The organism is Microbacterium pseudoresistens (genome assembly GCF_013409745.1).
Taxonomy (GTDB): domain Bacteria; phylum Actinomycetota; class Actinomycetes; order Actinomycetales; family Microbacteriaceae; genus Microbacterium; species Microbacterium pseudoresistens.
In genome coordinates, this window is sequence record NZ_JACCBH010000001.1 from 238186 (window position 1) to 256688 (window position 18503).

The 18503-nt window shown below is 70.2% G+C and carries 15 protein-coding genes; 5 read left to right on the plus strand and 10 right to left on the minus strand.

What is annotated here, in order from left to right; all coding sequences use genetic code 11:
- Positions 1-71: 71 nt before the first annotated feature.
- Positions 72-1514 carry an HNH endonuclease signature motif containing protein gene (locus tag BKA02_RS01175; protein WP_179430518.1) on the plus strand — a complete coding sequence of 481 codons (1443 nt, stop codon included), beginning with the start codon at positions 72-74 and terminating at the stop codon, positions 1512-1514.
- Positions 1515-1524: 10 nt separating this feature from the next.
- Here BKA02_RS01175 and BKA02_RS01180 read toward each other — a convergent pair whose 3' ends face one another.
- The 5 genes from BKA02_RS01180 to rsmI all read right to left on the minus strand — a co-directional run bounded on the left by BKA02_RS01180 (position 1525) and on the right by rsmI (position 5804).
- Positions 1525-2409 (minus strand): TatD family hydrolase, encoded by an 885-nt coding sequence (locus BKA02_RS01180; protein ID WP_179430520.1) that lies wholly within the window; start codon positions 2407-2409, stop codon positions 1525-1527.
- Positions 2410-2419: 10 nt separating this feature from the next.
- Positions 2420-3997, minus strand: coding sequence for a methionine--tRNA ligase (metG, locus tag BKA02_RS01185; protein WP_179430522.1), 1578 nt, complete (start codon positions 3995-3997; stop codon positions 2420-2422).
- Between the two features lie 75 nt (positions 3998-4072).
- Complete coding sequence (locus BKA02_RS01190; protein ID WP_218844396.1) at positions 4073-4735, minus strand: disulfide bond formation protein B; 663 nt, start codon at positions 4733-4735, stop codon at positions 4073-4075.
- Entirely contained in the window at positions 4732-4890 is a 159-nt protein-coding gene (locus BKA02_RS01195; protein WP_179430524.1) for a DUF5993 family protein, read from the minus strand. The genes BKA02_RS01190 and BKA02_RS01195 overlap by 4 nt, the downstream gene beginning before the upstream one ends.
- Positions 4891-4982: 92 nt before the next feature.
- Positions 4983-5804: a 16S rRNA (cytidine(1402)-2'-O)-methyltransferase gene (rsmI, locus tag BKA02_RS01200; RefSeq protein ID WP_179430525.1), complete on the minus strand. Its 822-nt coding sequence runs from the start codon at positions 5802-5804 to the stop codon at positions 4983-4985.
- Positions 5805-5826: 22 nt separating this feature from the next.
- Here rsmI and BKA02_RS01205 point away from each other — a divergent pair, with 22 nt between their 5' ends.
- A complete protein-coding gene (locus BKA02_RS01205; protein ID WP_179430527.1) occupies positions 5827-7380 on the plus strand; it encodes a phospholipid carrier-dependent glycosyltransferase in 1554 nt (517 codons plus the stop codon).
- Between the two features lie 20 nt (positions 7381-7400).
- Here BKA02_RS01205 and BKA02_RS01210 read toward each other — a convergent pair whose 3' ends face one another.
- The 5 genes from BKA02_RS01210 to BKA02_RS01230 are packed head-to-tail and all read right to left on the minus strand — an operon-like array spanning position 7401 to position 11817.
- Entirely contained in the window at positions 7401-9203 is a 1803-nt protein-coding gene (locus tag BKA02_RS01210) for a thioredoxin domain-containing protein (RefSeq protein WP_179430529.1), read from the minus strand.
- A gap of 5 nt (positions 9204-9208) precedes the next feature.
- A complete protein-coding gene (locus BKA02_RS01215) occupies positions 9209-10045 on the minus strand; it encodes an aldo/keto reductase (RefSeq protein WP_179430531.1) in 837 nt (278 codons plus the stop codon).
- On the minus strand, positions 10042-10362 hold the full coding sequence (locus BKA02_RS14245) for a transcriptional regulator (RefSeq protein ID WP_179430532.1): 321 nt from the start codon (positions 10360-10362) through the stop codon (positions 10042-10044). Before BKA02_RS14245 ends, BKA02_RS01215 begins: the two co-directional genes overlap by 4 nt.
- Complete coding sequence (locus BKA02_RS14250; RefSeq protein ID WP_179430534.1) at positions 10359-11060, minus strand: hypothetical protein; 702 nt, start codon at positions 11058-11060, stop codon at positions 10359-10361. Before BKA02_RS14250 ends, BKA02_RS14245 begins: the two co-directional genes overlap by 4 nt.
- Before the next feature lies 1 nt (position 11061).
- On the minus strand, positions 11062-11817 hold the full coding sequence (locus tag BKA02_RS01230) for a CPBP family intramembrane glutamic endopeptidase (protein ID WP_179430536.1): 756 nt from the start codon (positions 11815-11817) through the stop codon (positions 11062-11064).
- A 189-nt stretch (positions 11818-12006) separates the two neighbouring features.
- On the opposite strand from BKA02_RS01230, the gene hrpA reads away from it, so the two are divergent.
- From hrpA to BKA02_RS01245, 3 genes are all read left to right on the plus strand, one after another.
- Positions 12007-15981 (plus strand): ATP-dependent RNA helicase HrpA, encoded by a 3975-nt coding sequence (gene hrpA / locus BKA02_RS01235; RefSeq protein WP_179430538.1) that lies wholly within the window; start codon positions 12007-12009, stop codon positions 15979-15981.
- Between the two features lie 108 nt (positions 15982-16089).
- The gene (locus BKA02_RS01240) at positions 16090-17031 is read left to right on the plus strand and encodes a quinone oxidoreductase family protein (RefSeq protein ID WP_179430540.1); all 942 of its coding nucleotides are present in this window, start codon (positions 16090-16092) and stop codon (positions 17029-17031) included.
- 75 nt (positions 17032-17106) lie between these two features.
- The gene (locus BKA02_RS01245; protein WP_246285951.1) at positions 17107-18417 is read left to right on the plus strand and encodes an O-acetylhomoserine aminocarboxypropyltransferase/cysteine synthase family protein; all 1311 of its coding nucleotides are present in this window, start codon (positions 17107-17109) and stop codon (positions 18415-18417) included.
- The last annotated feature ends 86 nt before the right edge of the window (positions 18418-18503 follow it).

The following is an 18503-nucleotide window of genomic DNA, read 5'->3' on the forward strand; positions in this document are numbered from 1 at the left end:
GGCGTTTGAGATAATTAAGCATGGCAGATTTCTCCGGGCTTGTTGCTCTGATTCCGACGCTTCGGAATCGGATGCCGGAGGACGCCGGCGTGGAAGGCCTGCAGGATGTCGTGGCGCGGTTGGGCGGCGATGACGTGGTCGCCGTTCTGGAGGAGGCCGCGCAGATCGGGCTCTGGGCGCAGCAGGTGCAGCTCGTCGCATCGGGCGTGATCGCAACCCGCTCCTCGCGGGAGGCGGGGCATTCCGGGTTGGCGCAGTCGCGCGGGCATCGCACACCGGCGGCGCTGGTGCAGGAGATCACCGGGACGACGAAGGGCGAGGCCGCACGGGTCGTGCGGGTCGGCACGGACCTGATCGCACCCGCTCCGGTGCCTGATGCAGCGGCGACGGCGAATGACACTCCGGGCGCGACGCCGGACGTCGCGTGGTGGGAACCTCTGCGAGGTGCCCTCCATGCGAATACCATCTCGTCCGCCGCGTATGACGCGATCCGCCGTGGGCTCGGAGAGCCACCCGAGGCAGGCGAGGAACTGAGCGACGAAGCACGGACGGGGTTCGCGGAATCATCACGGGAGGCGTGGCGGCAGGCGGCCGAGCAACTGGTCGGCGAAGCGTCCGAGCGGACCGTGGAGGAGCTCGCTCAGGCTGCGCGCACGGTGCGGGATCTGCTGGACCCGGAAGGCGCCGAAGCGAGGTTCCTCGCCCGGTTCGAGAAGCGGTCCTTCCGCCGATGGAAGGACGCGGACGGTCTGAACCGTGCGTCGCTGATCCTCGATGACGAGGGGGCGGCGTTCCTGGACAGCGTGGAGAACGCAGCCCTTCGCCCCCGGCGGGGCGGGCCGCGGTTCGTCGACCCGGAGGAGAAGCGCGACGCGGACGCGCTCGTGGAGGATGCGCGCACGAACGACCAGCTCTCCTACGACCTGTTCATGGACATCCTCCGCGCAGGGGTCCTCGCCGACCCGGCAGCGGTGTACGGCACCCGGCAGGCCGGGGTTCGCCTCGTGCAGGTCATCGACCCGATGGGATCCCCCTTCCCGGTCGGTCACACAGAAGACGGTCTCACCGCTCTTCCCGCCGCGGCGATCGACCAGAACATCTGCAACACCGGCACCGTAGACGTCACCATCGACGCGTGCGGGAACCCGCTCGACGTCGGACGGGAACAGCGCCTGTTCACCTCCCGGCAGCGGATCGGACTCGCGATCCGTGACGGTGGATGCCGGTGGAAGGGCTGCGATCTACCCGCGTCGTATTGCGAAGCCCACCACATCGACGAATGGGATCGCGACGGTGGGCGTACCGACATCGACAGGGGGATCCTGCTGTGCCGGTTCCACCATATGAACCTCCACCATGGCGGCTGGCGCATCACCCGATCAGGCAAGAACGATTTCGAGCTCCACCCGCCAGGCGGCAAGCCCCCGATCCTCCTGTCGCCGCGTGCGGCACTGACCGTCGCATGGGCAGGGATCGACCCGCCACCCCCACGATTCCGCCCCACGGCCGCCTGAACCGGTGCGTTCACTCGAACGAGCCGTAGACCTCGATCGTGTTCGCGGCGAGCTGGGCGCCCAGCTCATCCGCATCCATCCCGAGCTCCGCCGCCATGAAGCGCACCGTGATCGGCACGAGGTACGGGGCGTTCGGGCGACCCCGCAAGGGCACCGGCGTGAGGAACGGTGCGTCCGTCTCGACGAGGATCCGATCCCGCGGCGTCACCGCCAACGCGTCGCGCAGGTTCTGCGCGTTCTTGAACGTCACGTTCCCCGCGAACGACAGGTAGTACCCCGCCTCCGCGCACACGCGCGCCATCGTGTCGTCGCCCGAGAAGCAGTGGAACACGGTCTTCTCCGGAGCACCCACTCGCGCCAGCGTCGCCAGCACGTCGTCATGCGCATCCCGGTCGTGGATCTGCATCGCCAAGCCGTGCTTCTTCGCCAATACGATGTGGGCCTCGAACGACTCGAGCTGCACCGCGTGACCCGGCTCGTCGGTGCGGAAGTAGTCCAGCCCCGTCTCGCCGATCGCCCGCGTCCGCGGATGCGCCGCCAGCTCGTCGATCACGGCGAGCGCCTCATCGAGGCGCCCGGCAGCCGCATAGGTCGGAGCATCGTTCGGGTGGATCGCCACGGCCGCCAGCACGCGCTGGTCGGACTCTGCCGCGGCCACCGCCCACCGCGACGACTCGACGTCGCCCGAGGACTGCACGACACCGGCGATCCCCACGGCCTCGGCACGATCCAGATGCTCGGTGAGGGTCAGCGGATCGTCGCCGTCCACGATCTCGAGGTGGCAGTGGTTGTCGTAGACCGGCACGGCGAGCGGCTCGGGCGGCACCGGGTAGCGCAGATCCTTGCGACCCTCACCGGATCGCTCTCGGACGTACGTCCCGGGCTCGTCAGTCATCGTGTGAACGTCACGCCTGCGACTCCACGCGCGGGAAGAGCGGGGCGAGCGTCTGCACGCGCGTGTCCACCGGCAGCTGGCTCCAGCGGCCCGCCTCGCGGATCGGCTGCGCCGTCAGCGCACCCAGTGCACCCTCGGCGCCCAGCGCATCCCACAGCTTCGCCGTGGCCTGCGGCATCACCGGCGACAGTAGCACGGCGAGAGCCCGCAGCCCCTCGGCGCACGTGTACAGCACCGTGCCGAGGCGCTCGCGCTGCGCGTCGTCCTTCGCCAGCGACCAGGGCTCGTTCTCGGTGATGTAGCCGTTCAGCTCGTCGACGATCGTCCAGATCGCCTCGATCGCCTCGTCGATGCGGAACCGTTCGATCGCCGCATCCGCCTCGGCCGCCGCATCCGCGACGACCTTCTGCACGTGAAGATCCTGCTCGGAGTACTCCCCCGCTGCAGGAACGACGCCGTCGAAGTAACGCTCGACCATCGCGATCGTGCGTGAGGCGAGGTTGCCGAAGCCGTTCGCGAGCTCGGCCTGGTAGCGCGCCGAGAGGTCCTCCCAGGAGAACGAGCCGTCCTGCCCGAAGGCGATGGCGGAGAGGAAGTAGAAACGGTACGCATCGGATCCGAAGACGTCGGTGATCTCGGTCGGAGCGATGCCCGTGAGCTTCGACTTCGACATCTTCTCGCCGCCGACGAGCAGCCAGCCGTGCGCGAAAACGCCCTTGGGCACCTCGACGCCGGCGGCCATCAGCAGCGCCGGCCAGATCACGGCGTGGAAGCGCAGGATGTCCTTGCCGACCACATGGTACGCGGGCCAGCGGCGCGCGAACTGCTCTTCATCGGAGCCGTACCCGACCGCGGTGGCGTAGTTGAGCAGCGCGTCGACCCACACGTAGATGACGTGCGACTCGTCCCAGGGCAGCGGAATGCCCCAGTCGAACGTCGAGCGCGAGATCGAGAGGTCCTTCAAGCCCTGCGACACGAAAGAGACGACCTCGTTGCGCGCCGAGTGCGGGCGCACGAAGTCGGGCTCGTTCTTGTAGAGCTCGAGCAGGCGATCCTGGAACTCGCTGAGCTTGAAGAAGTAGTTCTTCTCCTGCAGAAGCTCCAGGGGCTTGGAGTGGATGGCGCAGACCTTCAGCCCCTCGAAGGGCCCGGTGCCGTCGACGATCTCGGACTCGGGCTTAAACTCCTCGCAGCCCACGCAGTACAGCGCCTCATACTCGCCCGCGTAGATGTAGCCCGCGTCGTACAGCCGCTGGAAGAACACCTGCACGTTGCGCTCGTGCCGCTCCTGCGTGGTGCGGATGAAGTCGTCGTTGGCGACGTCGAGCGTCTCCAGCAGCGGGAACCAGCTCTCGGAAACGAGCTTGTCGACCCACTCCTGCGGAGTGACGTTGTTCGCCGCGGCGGCGCGAAGCATCTTCTGGCCGTGCTCATCGGTTCCCGTCAGCATCCAGGTGTCGTCGCCCGACTGCCGGTGCCAGCGGGCGAGCGTGTCGACCGCCACCGACGTGTACCCGTGGCCGATGTGCGGCACATCGGAGGGGTAGTAGATGGGCGTGGTGATGTAGAACGATTCGCCTGCGGGCATGGCTACGATTCTAGGCCGACGCGCGTTCGCCGCCGCGCCGCGTGACGACGGGCCGCACCGACGATCACTCGACGGTCAACCAGCGAACAGGCGGTACTCGGTGGGGTTGTCCGGCAGGTACCAGTTCCACCCCGACTCGATGAAGACGACCACGGCGTTGATCGCGATCGTGAACAGCAGCAGCCCGATCACGATCCATACCACCGTGCGCAGCACCGTGCCCTGCGGGGCCAACGGAACGACCCAGCGCCCGAGTGCCAGCACGACGCCGCAGAAGACGAGCACCACGACGAAGGTCACCAGCGCCCAGGTGTACAGGTGCATGCCCAGCACCGCGGTGCCGTAGCCGGGGTCTCCCGGGGCGATGTGCAGCAGCACCTGGCGCGACGACATCGCCATGCCCAGCACCGCGCCGAGGATCGCGATCCCCGACCCGGTGGCCAGGGTGGCGAGCGTGCTCTGCCCGCGCAGCGCCCGCACCACGATGTAGAGCGGGCCGAGGGTGACGATCATCATCGCCATCCGCTGCGCGATGCACAGCGGGCAGGGGAACTCCCCCTGCGCGAACTGGTAATAGAACATCGCCGTGCTGAGGATGCCGACGTAGGCGAGGATGAACGCCGTGTGCGCCCAGAACGACAACAGTCCGAGCAGACGCGGCGTGGCGACGGGTTCGGAGTCGAACGAGTCGGCGGACACGGGGGAGACGACCTCGGGCGTCTCGGCTGCGGCGCTCACAGGCTCACCCCCAGCGTGTCGGTCGCGTGGTGCAGGAACAGCGCCAGCGCGAACCCGAAGGCGACCGCGACGCTGAGCAGAACCACCCAGGTTCTCCGCGCACGGATCGCGGTGACCGCGGCCACCATGATGAGCAAGAACACGATCGCATCCACAACGACTCCCCTTCGTCCCCCTGTTGATCACACTGTGCCCGACCGCACGCCTCCCGGCAAGAAGATCCGCGGCGAGTCAGCGGGGTCGAGAGTCAACGCGATCGTGCGGCGAGCGCCTGCTGGTACAGGTCGCGCGAGCGCAACCCCGTGGCGGCGGCCACCTCCGCGCACGCGTCTTTCAAGCGCATCCCGTCGGCCACGAGCCCCTGCACCTGGGTGAGCGCGTCGTCCGGGGAGACGTCGACGGCGGATGCCCCCTCGACGACGATCACGATCTCGCCCTTCACGCCTTCACCGGCCCAGGCGGCGAGCTCGGCGGCCGTACCGCGACGCACCTCTTCGTAGAGCTTGGTCAGCTCGCGGCACACGGCGATCCGCCGTTCGGCGCCGAAGGCCGCCCCCATGTCGGCGAGCGCCGCGGCCAGCCGTGCGGGCGATTCGAAGAACACCATCGTGCGCGGTTCGGCCACGAGGCGTTCCAGCGCTGAACGCCTCTCCCCCGGCTTGCGCGGCAGGAACCCTTCGAAGGCGAAGCGGTCGGTGGGCATTCCCGAGATGGCGAGCGCCATGAGCACGGCGCTCGGCCCCGGAATCGCCGTCACGGTGACCCCGGCATCCACGGCCGCGGCGACCAGCCCGTATCCGGGATCGCTCACGGCCGGCATCCCCGCGTCGCTCACGACCACGATGTCGTCGTCTGCGGCGAGCGCGACCAGTTCGGCGGCCTTCGTCTTCTCGTTGTGGTCGTGCAAGGCGATCAGCCGCGGACGGTTGTCGATCCCCAGCGCACGCAGCAGCTTCTGCGTGGTGCGGGTGTCTTCCGCGGCGACGACGCTCGCGTTCTCGAGCACCTCGATCAGCCGGGCGGACGCATCGCCGAGGTTGCCGATCGGAGTCGCCGCCAGGATGATCACCCGCCCAGCATAGGCTGGAGCGGTGACCGCCCCGCTGCTTCCGCCCGTCGCCGAGCGGCCCACGTCGTGGGAGCGCACGCGCGACGCGTGGATCCTCGATCCGCGTCGGCGCCGCCTGCTGTCTTGGCTCGCACCGACCCTGCTCACGGTGTTCGCGGGACTGCTGCGACTGATCGGCCTCGGGCATCCGCACACCCTCGCCTTCGACGAGACGTACTACGTCAAAGACGCCTGGTCGCTGTGGGTGCAGGGCTATGAGGGCACGTGGGGAGACGGGGCGAACGAGCTCTTCGCCGCGGGCGACACGAGCGCGCTGGAAACCGACACGAGCTTCGTCGTGCACCCGCCGCTGGGCAAGTGGCTCATCGCGCTGGGCATGGCGTTGACCGGGCAGGGTTCCAGCGCGGGATGGCGTCTGGCGACAGCCGTGCTCGGCACTCTCACCGTGCTGCTCGTGTACCTCGTGGCCAAGGAGCTGACCCGTTCGTACACCGCCGCGATCCTCGCGGGCCTCTTCGTCGCCGTCGACGGGCTGGCGATCGTGCTCAGCCGCATCGCGCTGCTCGACGGCATCCTCACCTTCTTCATCATGCTCGGCGTGCTGTTCGTGCTGTTCGATCGACGCCGCACCATGCCCGTGCTGGAGGCGGTCGCCACCGTTTCGGACGGCCCACGGATGTGGGGGCGCGTGCTGTGGCGGCGGCCGTGGATCCTCGCCGCCGGCGCCGCCTTCGGCGCGGCAACGGCCGTGAAGTGGTCGGGACTCTACGCGCTCGCGGTGTTCGGGCTGTACCTCGTCATCACGGATGCGCTCGCGCGTCGCCGCGCAGGAATCGTGCTGTGGCCGACGGATGCCGCCTTCCGCCAGGGACCGGTGACGTTCCTCATCTACATGCTCCCCGCCCTCGCGGTGTACCTCGCGTCGTGGACGGGGTGGTTCGTCACGCGCGGCGGCTACGACCGCTCGAGCGATCCCAATCCGCTCGTGGCGCTGTGGAACTACCACGAGGCGATCATGGCCTTCCACGTCGGGCTGACCTCGGGGCATCCGTATGCGAGCCCGGCCTGGCAGTGGCCGCTGCTGCTGCGCCCGACGGCCGTGTGGGTGGGCGGCAAGGACGAGACGTGCCTCGGATCGGACCACTGCATCGCCGCGATCTCGAGCATCCCCAACCCGCTGATCTGGTACCTGGGCGTCGCCGCCGCACTGTACCTGCTGTTCCGCTTCGTGCGCGGTCTCGGCGATGGCCGCTACATGCCGTGGTCGTACGCGATCCCGCTCGTGGGGCTGGCGGCGACGTTCCTGCCGTGGATGCTCGTGCCCCAGCGCACGATCTTCCAGTTCTACACGGTGACGATGGTGCCCTTCCTCATTCTGGCGCTCGTGCTGGCGCTGCGCGATATCGCCGGGCCCCGCGATGCCCCGCGCGATCGGCGACTGGCAGGGCAGCGCACGGTGCTCATCGTCGTGGTGCTCATCATGCTCGTCTCGGCCTTCTTCTCCCCGGTGTGGGTGGGCCTCACGGTGCCGTACGACTTCTGGCTGTCGCACATCTGGCTGCCCGGCTGGGTGTGAGAATGCGCCGAGTGTGAAGCTCAGCGCTCGCGCGTGATCCCGGCCGGGTCGGAGACGGGCAGCCGGCAGACGAAGGCGCGGCAGTCGTAGGCGCGTTCGGGCTCGGCGTCCTTGCCCTCGAACACGGCGAATCCCGCGGCCGCGAATCCTGATGCCTGCGCGGGCGAGACGATCGCGACGACGTCGGCGTCGGTGCCGCGCGCCGCGCCGGCGAGAGCGCCGTGCGGGTCGTCGGTCACGACCACGAGCTGGCGCGGGGGCTCCACGAGCCCGGCGGCGACCCGCAGGATCGCGCCGTGCGCGAACGGCTGGGCGAGAGCGCGCTCGGCGACGGCGGCTACGGCCTCGGCAGCGGCCGCGCGATAGGCGTCGCCCGCACCCAGGTGCCATGCCGTGAGCGCGGCGGCGGCCACGGCCGCGCGCCCGGAGGGCAGGTCTCCGTCGGTGTCGTCGGCGGCGCCGGGGATGCCGTGCGCTGCGAGCACGGGGTCGGATGCCGCACCCGCCAGCGCCCCGTCGAGCACGGTGCGCGCGTGCTCGGCCCATCCCGGATCGCCCGTGGCGAGGGCCAGGGCGAACAGCCCGTCGGCGAGCAGCCCGAGATCGGCGAGCGTCGCGACGGCTGTGGACGCGACCCCGCCGAGGGAGGTGCGCACGATGGAGCCGTCGAGACCGCGGTTGATCTCGAGCACAAGACGTGCAGCGTTCGCGGCCCCGGCCACCCAGGGGGGCTCGTCGTAGGCGACGCCGGCTCTGGCCAGTGCGCGGATGGCGAGGCCGTTCCAGCCGGTGATGATCTTGCCGTCGACGGCGGGCGGCTCCAGCTCGGCGCGCCCCTCGGCGTCGAACGCGTAGTAGCCGCCCTCGCTGCGCATCCCGTCGATCCACGACTCGGAGTCCTGCGCGGCGCCGAACGCCTCGCCGACGCGCAGCGTCCCGAGCAGGAACGCGGCGATGCCCCGCGCGGTCGGCTCATCGCCCTCGTCGACGGCGACCTCGAGCAATTGGGCGTTGTCGGTGAGCATGCGCTCGTAGTGCGGCACGCTCCAGTCGCGCTGCGTGGCGTAGCGGAAGAAGCCGCCGTCCACGGCGTCGCGCAGGGGTGAGGAGGCCATGGCCGCGAGCGCGCGCTGCGCCGCCGCCTCCGCTTCCGGCGCCTCGCGACGCATGAGCGGATGCTGCAGCTGACGCAGCGTCGTGACCACGGGGAACTTAGGCGCTCCACCGAATCCGCCGTAGACGCGGTCCTCGCGCTCGGCGATCGTGCGCGCCGCGGCGACGAGCGCGGGGGCGTCGGGCAGCGATCCGGACTCCGCGGCGCGACCGGCCTCGGCGAGCGCATCGGCCACACCCGCCGCCGACTGCTCCACCTCGCCGCGGCGCTGGGTCCACGCCTCGCGCACGGCGACGAGCACGTCGCGGAACGCGGGCATCGGGGGTCGGGCGACCGGGGGCCAGTACGTGCCGGCATAGAACACCCGGCCTTCGGGCGTCGCGAACACCGTGAGCGGCCAGCCGAGGTTCTGCGTGAACGCCGAGGCGGCCGCCATGAACGCCGCGTCCACCTCCGGATGCTCCTCGCGGTCGACCTTCACCGACACGAAGCCGGCAGCCATGTCGGCCGCGGTGTCGGCATCCATGAACGATTCACGCGCCATGACATGGCACCAGTGGCAGGTCGAGTAGCCGATGGAGACGAGCAGCGGCACATCGCGGCGGCGCGCCTCGGCGAAGGCCTCATCGCCCCACGGATACCAGTCGACGGGATTGTCGGCGTGCGCGCGCAGGTACGGGCTGAGGGCGTCGCCGAGGCGGTTCGCCATGCTGGTCAGTTCACGTCGTTCGGGTGCGAGCCCACGCGGCCCGAGCCGTCGCCGGGGTCGAGCTCGGAGATCGCGGCGAACTCGACGTCGGTGAGGGTGAAGTCGAACACGTCGAGGTTCTCGCGCAGCCGCTCGATGCGTACCGACTTGGGGAACACGATGTTGCCCTTCTGCAGGTGCCAGCGCAGCACGACCTGTGCGGGGCTCTTGCCGTGCGCGGCGGCGGCATCGGTCACGGCGGGGATGCCGAACAGGTCGTACTTGCCCTGCCCCAGCGGCCCCCACGCCTCGATGCGCACGTCGTTGTCGCGCGCCCACGAGCCGATCTCGCGCTGCTGATAGGCGGGGTGCAGCTCGATCTGGTCGACGGCGGGCACGACGCCGGTCTCGGCGACGATGCGTTCCAGGTGCGGCACGAGGAAGTTCGACACGCCGATCGAGCGGGCAAGACCCCGGTCGCGGATGCCGATGACCTTCTCCCAGGCGTGCACGAAGTTGTCGTTCGCGGGCGTGGGCCAGTGCACGAGGTACAGATCGACGTTCTCGAGGCCGAGCTTGTCGAGGCTTTCGGCGATGGCCGCATCCGGCTCGTCGCCGTCGTGGCGGTCGTTCCACAGCTTGGTGGTGACGAACAGCTCGTCGCGCGGGATGCCACTCTTCGCGATCGCGGCCCCCACCCCCTCCTCGTTGCCGTAGATCGCGGCGGTGTCGATGTGCCGGTAGCCGACCTCGAGGGCTTCGCTCACCGCCTTCTCGGTGACGTCGGCCGGCACCTTGAAGACGCCGTAGCCGAGCTGCGGGATGGCGTGACCATCGTTGAGGGTGAGGGTGGGAATCGTCATGTCTCCAGCCTAGAACCGCCCTCGGGGGGTGCGGCGAGGATGCGGCGTAAGGCGTCGGTGTAGTCCTCGAAGGCCCGTCGGCCCTGCCGGGTGAGCGCGAGGTAGGTCACCGGCGTGCGCCCGCGGTGAGCCTTCTCGACGGAGACGTATCCGGCTTCCTCGAGCCTTCGCAGATGCGTGGAGAGGTTTCCTGCCGTCATCTCGAGCAGTTCCTGCAGGCGCGGGAAGCTCACCTGCTCGTCGGCGGCGAGGGTCGCCAGCGCCGCCGTGATGCGTAGCCGGGCGGCCGCATGGATCACGGGATCGAGCTCGGTCACGGCACGGACCGCTCGCCCGCACCCGTCGTGGCCCGGAATCGGCGCCTCGTCCGTGCGATCCACCACGCACTGACGCCCCCGGCGAGCAGGAACCCGCCGCCGCCGGCGAGCGCGTACACGAGGAAGTGCGCCGGCGCACCGGCGAAGGGCGCCGCGCAGCCGACGACGATCGCCCACACACCGAGCCAGAGCATCGGCAGTGCGTGCCAGAGCGCCCCGGCCATGAGGTACATGATCCCGGCGAAGAAGACGAACGCGCTGGGGAAGAAGATGGTGAGCAGATCGGGGTCCATGCCGTTGTGCACGAGTCCGAGCCCGAGCACGTAGACCGCGATCGTGCCTATCCACCAGCCCTGACCGTAGACGATGCCTGCGAACGCGGCCTCCTTGCCTCCGCGCACACCACGCCCGGCGCGGGTCGCCAGCGTGGTGGAGAGGATGCCTGCGGCGACGAAGAGCACCACGAGAACGGGCGCGGCGACCGCCATCGGCAGGGCGAATGCGGGCGCGAGGCCCTCGACGAGCCAGAGCGCCGCGAAGCCGAGCAGCCACGCCAGCCCCCACGCGACGAGGACGAGCGGCACGAACCCGCCCGTGCGCGCGGCGACATCGCGCTGCTGATCCGCGGCGAGCGCGAGCGCCCGTGCGGGATCGAATGCGTCGTGCGCATCCGTTCCGGAACCCTCCGGTGCCGTCATGTCATGCTCCTTCCGTGAAGACGAAGAACGGGATCATCAAGGCGGGCAGAGACATCACCAGGTCCACGAGGAAGTGGGCGACGATGATCGGTATGAGGCGCCCGTGCAGACGGTAGATGATTCCGGAGACCACGCCCCAGACGAAGAAGGCCGCGACGAAGACGGACACGGCATCCGGGGTCGGCGCGTACCAGATGTGCTGGAGCGCGAACAGTGACGAAGGGATGACGATCGCCGCCCAGACCGGCACGCGTTCGGCGAGGCCGCGCTGTGAGATCCCCCGGTACACGAGCTCCTCGGCGGGGGCGTTCAGCGGGGCGAACGTGAGGACGGCGACGACGGCGATCACCGTCCACGCCAGCGGCGGCAGCTGAGGCACCGCGGCCGGATCGAAGAAGATCGTTTCCATCGCTGCGAACATGTCCGCGCCGTGCTGGAGCCAGACGACCAACATGATCGTCGCCGTGAACGGGAGGTAGAGCACGACGAGCCAGACAAGCCCCCAGAGCACGTCGACCCCCAGACGGCGCGCCGAGAAGTCCATGAGGTCGCGCAGCCGACGCCCCGTGCCGCGCAGGCGGCGGGCGATGAGCGCCAGGCACAGGATGTTCACCGGCAGCATGGCCGCGCATGCGAGCAGCGACGGCGGCGGGAACGGCACCGCGCCATCGACGGTGCGGGTGAGCAGCCAGGCGCTCGTGCAAGTGAGGCCGACGAGCACGACGCGCAGCACCGGGAGCCCGATCGTCCAGGTCATCATCCCGCTCCCTTCGCGCCTCGGTGTCCGTTAACTTTGTAATGCAAAGTAGTTTGCGTGTCAACAGTGAGGATTCATCTCCGAGCGCTCTGCCTCGAGAACAGCGCTGACTTCCGACGACTCCCGCGCAGTCGTCGGGAGAAGAGGCGATTCTCGGGAGGATCGGCGGGCGTCATACGATGGGGGGCTATGTCTCCTCACATCTCCTACCCCGCGGAGCTGCCCGTCAGCGCCGCGCGCGAGGAGATCGCCGACGCCATCCGCGACCACCAGGTGGTCGTCGTGGCCGGCGCCACCGGATCGGGCAAGACCACCCAGCTTCCGAAGATCTGCCTGGAGCTCGGCCGCGAGCGCATCGCGCACACGCAGCCGCGGCGCCTGGCCGCCCGCACGATCGCCGAACGCGTCGCCGAAGAGCTGCAGGTGCCGCTGGGCGGGCTCGTCGGGTACAAGGTGCGCTTCACGGATCAGGTCTCCGACGCCACGCGCATCGCGCTGATGACCGACGGGATCCTGCTCAACGAGATCCACCGCGACCGGCTCTTGCGCCGGTACGACACGATCATCATCGACGAGGCGCACGAGCGCTCCCTCAACGTCGACTTCCTCCTCGGGTACCTGCGCCGCATCCTCCCCGAACGCCCCGACCTGAAGGTGATCATCACCTCGGCGACGATCGACCCGAAAAGCTTCGCGACGCACTTCACCCTGCCCGGCGGCGAGCCCGTGCCCGTGATCGAGGTGTCGGGGCGCACGTATCCCGTGGAGGTCCGCTACCGTCCGCTCGTGACGGATGCGGACGAGAGCAGCCGCGCGGCCGAGGACGCCGACGAGGTGGGAGCGATCGTCGCGGCCCTGCGCGAGCTCGACCGCGAACCACCCGGCGATGTGCTCGTCTTCCTCCCCGGCGAGGCCGAGATCCGCGACGCGGCGGATGCCGTGCGCGCCGCCTACGCCAAGGGCACCGCTCCCACGGAGGTGCTGCCGCTGTACGGGCGGCTCTCCGCTGCCGAGCAGCATCGCGTCTTCGAGCCCTCGCGCATCGCCGGGGTGCGCCGCCGCGTCGTGCTGGCCACGAACGTCGCCGAGACGAGCCTCACCGTCCCCGGCATCAAGTACGTGATCGACACGGGCACCGCCCGCATCTCGCGGTACTCGCACCGCTCGAAGGTGCAGCGCCTGCCCATCGAAGCCGTCTCGCAGGCGTCGGCGAACCAGCGCTCGGGCCGAGCGGGCCGCACCAGCGACGGCATCGCCATCCGTCTCTACGGCGAGGACGACTTCGAGGGTCGGGCGGAGTTCACCGAGCCGGAGATCCTGCGCACCTCGCTCGCCTCGGTCGTGCTGCAGATGCTGAGCCTGGGCTTCGGCGACATCTCCGCCTTCCCCTTCCTCACCCCGCCCGACTCCCGCGGAGTGAAGGCGGCGCTCGACCTGCTCACCGAGCTCGGGGCGGTCACCCTCTCCCGCGCGGGTGACGAGCCGCGGCTGACCCGCATCGGTCGCGACCTCGTGCGCATGCCCATCGACCCGCGCTTCGCCCGGATGCTCGTCGAGGCGCAGCGCACCGGCGTCGCCGCGCAGGTGCTGCCGATCGTGGCGGGCATGTCGATCCAGGACGTGCGCGAGCGCCCCTCGGCCGACGCCCCGCAGGCCGTGCGCGACGAGGCGGAGCGGATGCACGCCCGCTTCACCGACCCCACGAGCGATTTCCTCGCCCTGCTGAACCTGTGGAACCACCTGCGCGAGCAGCAGCGCGCCCTGGGTTCGAGCTCGTTCCGGCGGCTCGTACGCGGCGAGCACCTGAACTATGTGCGCGTGCGGGAGTGGTTCGACGTGCACCGGCAGCTGCGCTCCCTTGTGAAGAACGACACCGTGAAGAACGACACCGTGAAGGGCGACCGCAAGAGCTCCGGGAACGCTGATCCGGACGCGATCCATCGGGCTCTCCTGGCCGGTCTCCTCTCGCAGATCGGCATCCTCGACGAGCGCAAGAACGCCACCCCGCCCAAGGGGCAGAGTGGGAGAGCGAAGGACCCGAAGCGCCGCATCGCCGAGTACCGGGGTGCGCGCGGCATCCGCTTCTCGATCTTCCCCGGCTCGGGTCTGCACAAGAAGGCGCCGCAGGCGGTGATGGCGGCGGAGGTCGTGGAGACCTCCCGCACCTTCGCCCGCACGGTCGCGGCGATCGATCCGGCGTGGGCCGAGGCGCTGGCGGGCGATCTCGCCAAGCGGCAGGTCTCCGAGCCGCACTGGTCGAAGGATGCCGGAGCCGCCGTCGCCTTCGAGAAGGTGACGCTGTTCGGGGTGGAGATCATCCCCCGCCGCCGCGTGCAGTTCGCGCGCATCGATCGCGCCGGTGCCAGGGAACTGTTCGTGCGTCACGCGCTCGTGGACGGCGAGTGGGATCCGACTCGCCTGAACAAGCGCGTGAGCGCGTTCTGGCGCAGCAACCACGAACTGCGCCGCCGCCTGGAGAAGCAGGAGGAGCGCGAGCGCCGCCGTGACATCCTCGCCGGCGACGAGAGCGTCTTCCGGTTCTACGAGGAGCGCATCCCCGCCGAGGTGTTCGACGTGCGCTCCTTCGAGAAGTGGTGGCGGGATGCGCTGGCGGCGACGCCGAAGCTGCTCGTGATGCGCGAGAGCGATCTCGTCGACGACCCCGATCGCGAAGGCCGGGGCGAGTTCCCCACCCGCTGGACGCAGGGCGATCAGGTGCTGGGCCTGGCGTACCGCTTCGAGCCGGGAGCGCCCGACGACGGCGTGAGCGTGGTCGTGCCGCTGGCGCTGCTGCAGCAGATCCAGGATTCCGGCTTCGACTGGCAGGTGCCCGGCTTGCGCGCCGAGCTCATCACGGGGCTGCTGCGAGCGCTGCCCAAGGCGATCCGACGGCACGTCGTTCCGGCCGCGGACTGGGCCGAGAAGTTCGGCGAGCAGTTGTCCGGCCAGGGCCCCGAGGATCACGACGGACTGCCGCCGCAGTCCCTCAAAGAGGCGCTCGCACGACTCATCCAGCCCCTGGCGAACCAGCCCGTCACGACGGCCGACTTCGACGACGAGCGTGTTCCCGGACACCTGCGGATGAACTTCCGCGCCGTGGACGAGCGCGGTCGCGTCGCCGGAAACGCGCGTGCTCTCGCCGACCTGCAGGACGAGCTGGCCGACCGCTCCCGCACGAGCGTCGCGCGCTCCATCTCCCGCAGCACCCCCGACGGGGAACGCCGAGGGCGGAGAGATGCGAAGCATGCGAAACCCTCCGCCGAGGGTGCCGCCGCCGCTTCCGTCCGTGCTCCGCTCGAGCAGCAGGGGCTCACAACGTGGACCTTCGGCGACCTCCCCGAGGTGCTCGATACGAAGGTCGCCGGCGGCGTGGTGCGCGGCTACCCCGCGCTGATCGATGCGGGAAAGACCGTGTCGGTGCGCGTGGAGGCCGCTGCGGAGGCCGCGCTCGCGGCGACCCGCGACGGCGTGCTCCGGCTCGTGCTGCTGAATGTCGCCTCGCCCGCCGCCTACGTGCAGGAGCACCTGACCAGCCCCGAGAAGCTGGCGCTGGCCGCCTCGCCGTACCCGAACGTCGCCGCGCTCATCGAGGATGCGCGCCGCGCCGTCGCGAGGGGCATCATCGAGCGGACCACCGCTGGCGGGATCGTGCGCACCGAGGCGGAGTTCGCCCGGGTGCGGGATGCCGTCTCCGGCGCGATCGTCGACGAGTTGTTCGCGGCCGTCTCGCTCGTGGCCCGCATCCTCACCAAGGCGCGCGAGGTGGAGCGCGGCATCAAACGGCAGAACTCTCTGGCCCTCCTCGGCCCGCTCGGCGACATCCGCGCCCAGCTGGACGGGCTCATCCATCCGGGATTCATCGCCGCGGCGGGCATCGAGCGCCTGGCGCACCTGCCGCGCTACCTCGATGGCATGACCGAGCGCCTGCGCATCCTGGAGCAGACACCAGGCAAGGATCGCGCCCGCATGACCGAGTACGAGCGCGCGGCTCACGCCTATGCCGAGGCGGGCGGGGCGATCCCGCCGACCCCGGGTGCCCCCGCCGCGCTGACGGAGGCGCGCTGGATGCTGGAGGAGTACCGCATCAGCGTCTTCGCCCAGCAGCTGGGCACGGCGCAGCCCGTGTCGCTCCCGCGCATCCTGAAGCTCCTCGGCACCGGCTGACCCTCCCCCCCCCCGGTTTGGGGCGCACTCTCACGTTCGGGGCGGGGAATTCGCGCCCCGAACGAGAGAAGCCGCCCCGAACGGGTCAGCCAGGGCTAGCGTGGACGCATGGCCCACGCGATCGTGCACTCCAAGACCGGCGGCCCCGAGGTCCTGCGGCTCGTCGACATCCCCGTCCCCGTCCCCGCGCCCGACGAGGTCGTCGTGCGCATCGACGCGGCGGGCGTCAATCCGCTCGACGCCAAGCAACGCAGCGGCATCCGTCCCGTACCGGCGTTCACCGAGCGCCGCGTCGGCTTCGACGGCGCGGGCGTCATCACGGCGCTGGGCGCCGAGGTCGAGGGGCTCGCCGTGGGCGACCGCGTCGTCATCCGCGACACCCTGGGCACCTACGCCACGGATCTTGCCGTGCCCGCCGTGCGTGTCGCCCTCATCCCCGAAGGCGTGACCTCTGCGCAGGCCGCAGCGGTGCCGATCCCTGCAGGAACGGCGTACCAGGTGGTGCGCTCGATGGGCATCGACGAGGCGGATGTCGTGCTGCTGCACAACGGCTCGGGCGCGGTCGGGCAGGCGGCCATCCAGTTCGCCGTGCAGGCCGGGGCGACGGTGATCGCCACCGGCGGCGCCTCCTCGCAGGAGCGCCTGCGCACGCTGGGAGCGATCCCCGTGCAGTACGGCGAGGGCGTGTCCGACGCGATCCGCGAGGCCGCGCCCGGTCCGATCACCGTGGCGCTGGACTTCATCGGCACGGACGAGGCGATCGCCGTCTCGAAGGAGTTCGTCGCCGACGGCTCCCGCATCGCCACGATCGTGCGCGGACCGGATGCCGCCGAGCTCGGCATCCGCGCGTTCAGCGGCGGAAGCCCCGAGCCGCTCACCGCGCAGGAGCTGGCGTGGCGCCGCGAGGCTATCCCTGAGACGATGGCGCTGATCGCCGACGGCCGCTTCTCCGTCGAGTTCGGAGCGGAGCTGCCGCTGGCCGAGGCCGCCGAGGCGCACCGGATGCTGGAGTCGCACGCCGTGCGCGGGAAGATCATCCTGCTCCCCTGATCCCCCGCGTCATGCGGCGTAACCTGGGGCGCCCGGACTGCGGCGCCCGCGCAGTCCGACGCGAAGATGGTTGGCATGAGCTCCGACGCCCCCACCCGTTTCGCGACCAGGCAGGTGCAGGCCGCCTATGTGACGGGGCAGGCGCAGAACACCGCGGTGCCGCCGCTGTACCAGTCGTCGGCGTACGAGTTCGACTCGCTCGCCGATGCCCGAGACCTGTTCGCCCTGCGTACCACGGGGAACATCTACAGCCGCAACGCCAGCCCCACCCAGCAGCTCTTCGAAGAGCGCGTCGCGGCGCTGGAGGGCGGTATCTCCGCCGTCGGCGTCGCCTCGGGTCAGGCGGCCGTGGCCGTGACACTCCTCGCCCTGGCTGGGCCCGGCGGTCACATCGTCGCAGCGAACCAGCTGTACGGCGGCTCCGTCGATCTGCTGCAGGAGACCTTCGCCGACTTCGGGATCACGACGACGTTCGTCGATCAGGACGACCTGGATGCGTGGCGCGCGGCCGTGCGCCCGGAGACACGGGTGTTCTTCGCCGAATCGGTCGCGAATCCCATCGCCCAGGTGCTCGACGTCCGCGCGGTGGCCGATGCGGCGCACGAGGCAGGAGTCCCCCTCGTGATCGACAGCACGGTCACCACCCCCTATCTCGAACGTCCGGGCGAGCACGGCGCCGACTTCGTCGTGCATTCGGCGACGAAGTACCTGTGCGGGCACGGCACCTCACTCGGCGGCGTGGCCGTCGACATCGGCACGTTCGACTTCGGCCGCGACCCTGAGAAGTGGCCGCAGTTCACGACTCCCTATGCGCGGTTCGGCGACCTGGTGCTGTGGGAACGGTTCGGCGCCGGCCAGGCGTTCGCGGCGCTCGTGAAGTCGAAGTACGTGCATGATCTCGGCCCGTCGCTCTCGCCCTTCAACGCCCACCAGATCCTCGTGGGCATGGAGACACTCGACCTGCGCGTCGCCCGCCAGAGCGCGTCGGCGCAGCGGATCGCCGAGCATCTGTCGACGCATCCGGCCGTCGCCGCGGTGCACCATCCCGGGCTCGCCGGCAATCGGTGGCATGCTCTCGCCGAGCGCTACCTGCCGCAGGGCGCCCCTGCGGTGTTCTCGATCGACCTCGTCTCCACGGGCGACAGCGAAGACGACTTCCGTCGTGCCGAGCGGGTAGTCGAAGCGCTGCGGGTCATCCGCCTCGTGGCGAACATCGGCGATGCGCGCAGCCTCGTCGCGCACCCCGCCTCGATGACCCACTCGCACCTGTCGCCGGCCCAGTTGACCGCCGCGGGCATCTCGTGGACGACGCTGCGGCTGTCGATCGGCATCGAAGACGTCGACGACCTCGTCGACGATCTGGATCGGGCGCTCGCGCTCGCATAGCACGCGAGCATCCCCGATTCAGGTGCCCCACTCGGCCCCTCGGATGCGCGAAGACGGACGATCCGGGGCACCCGACGGCGTCGCCG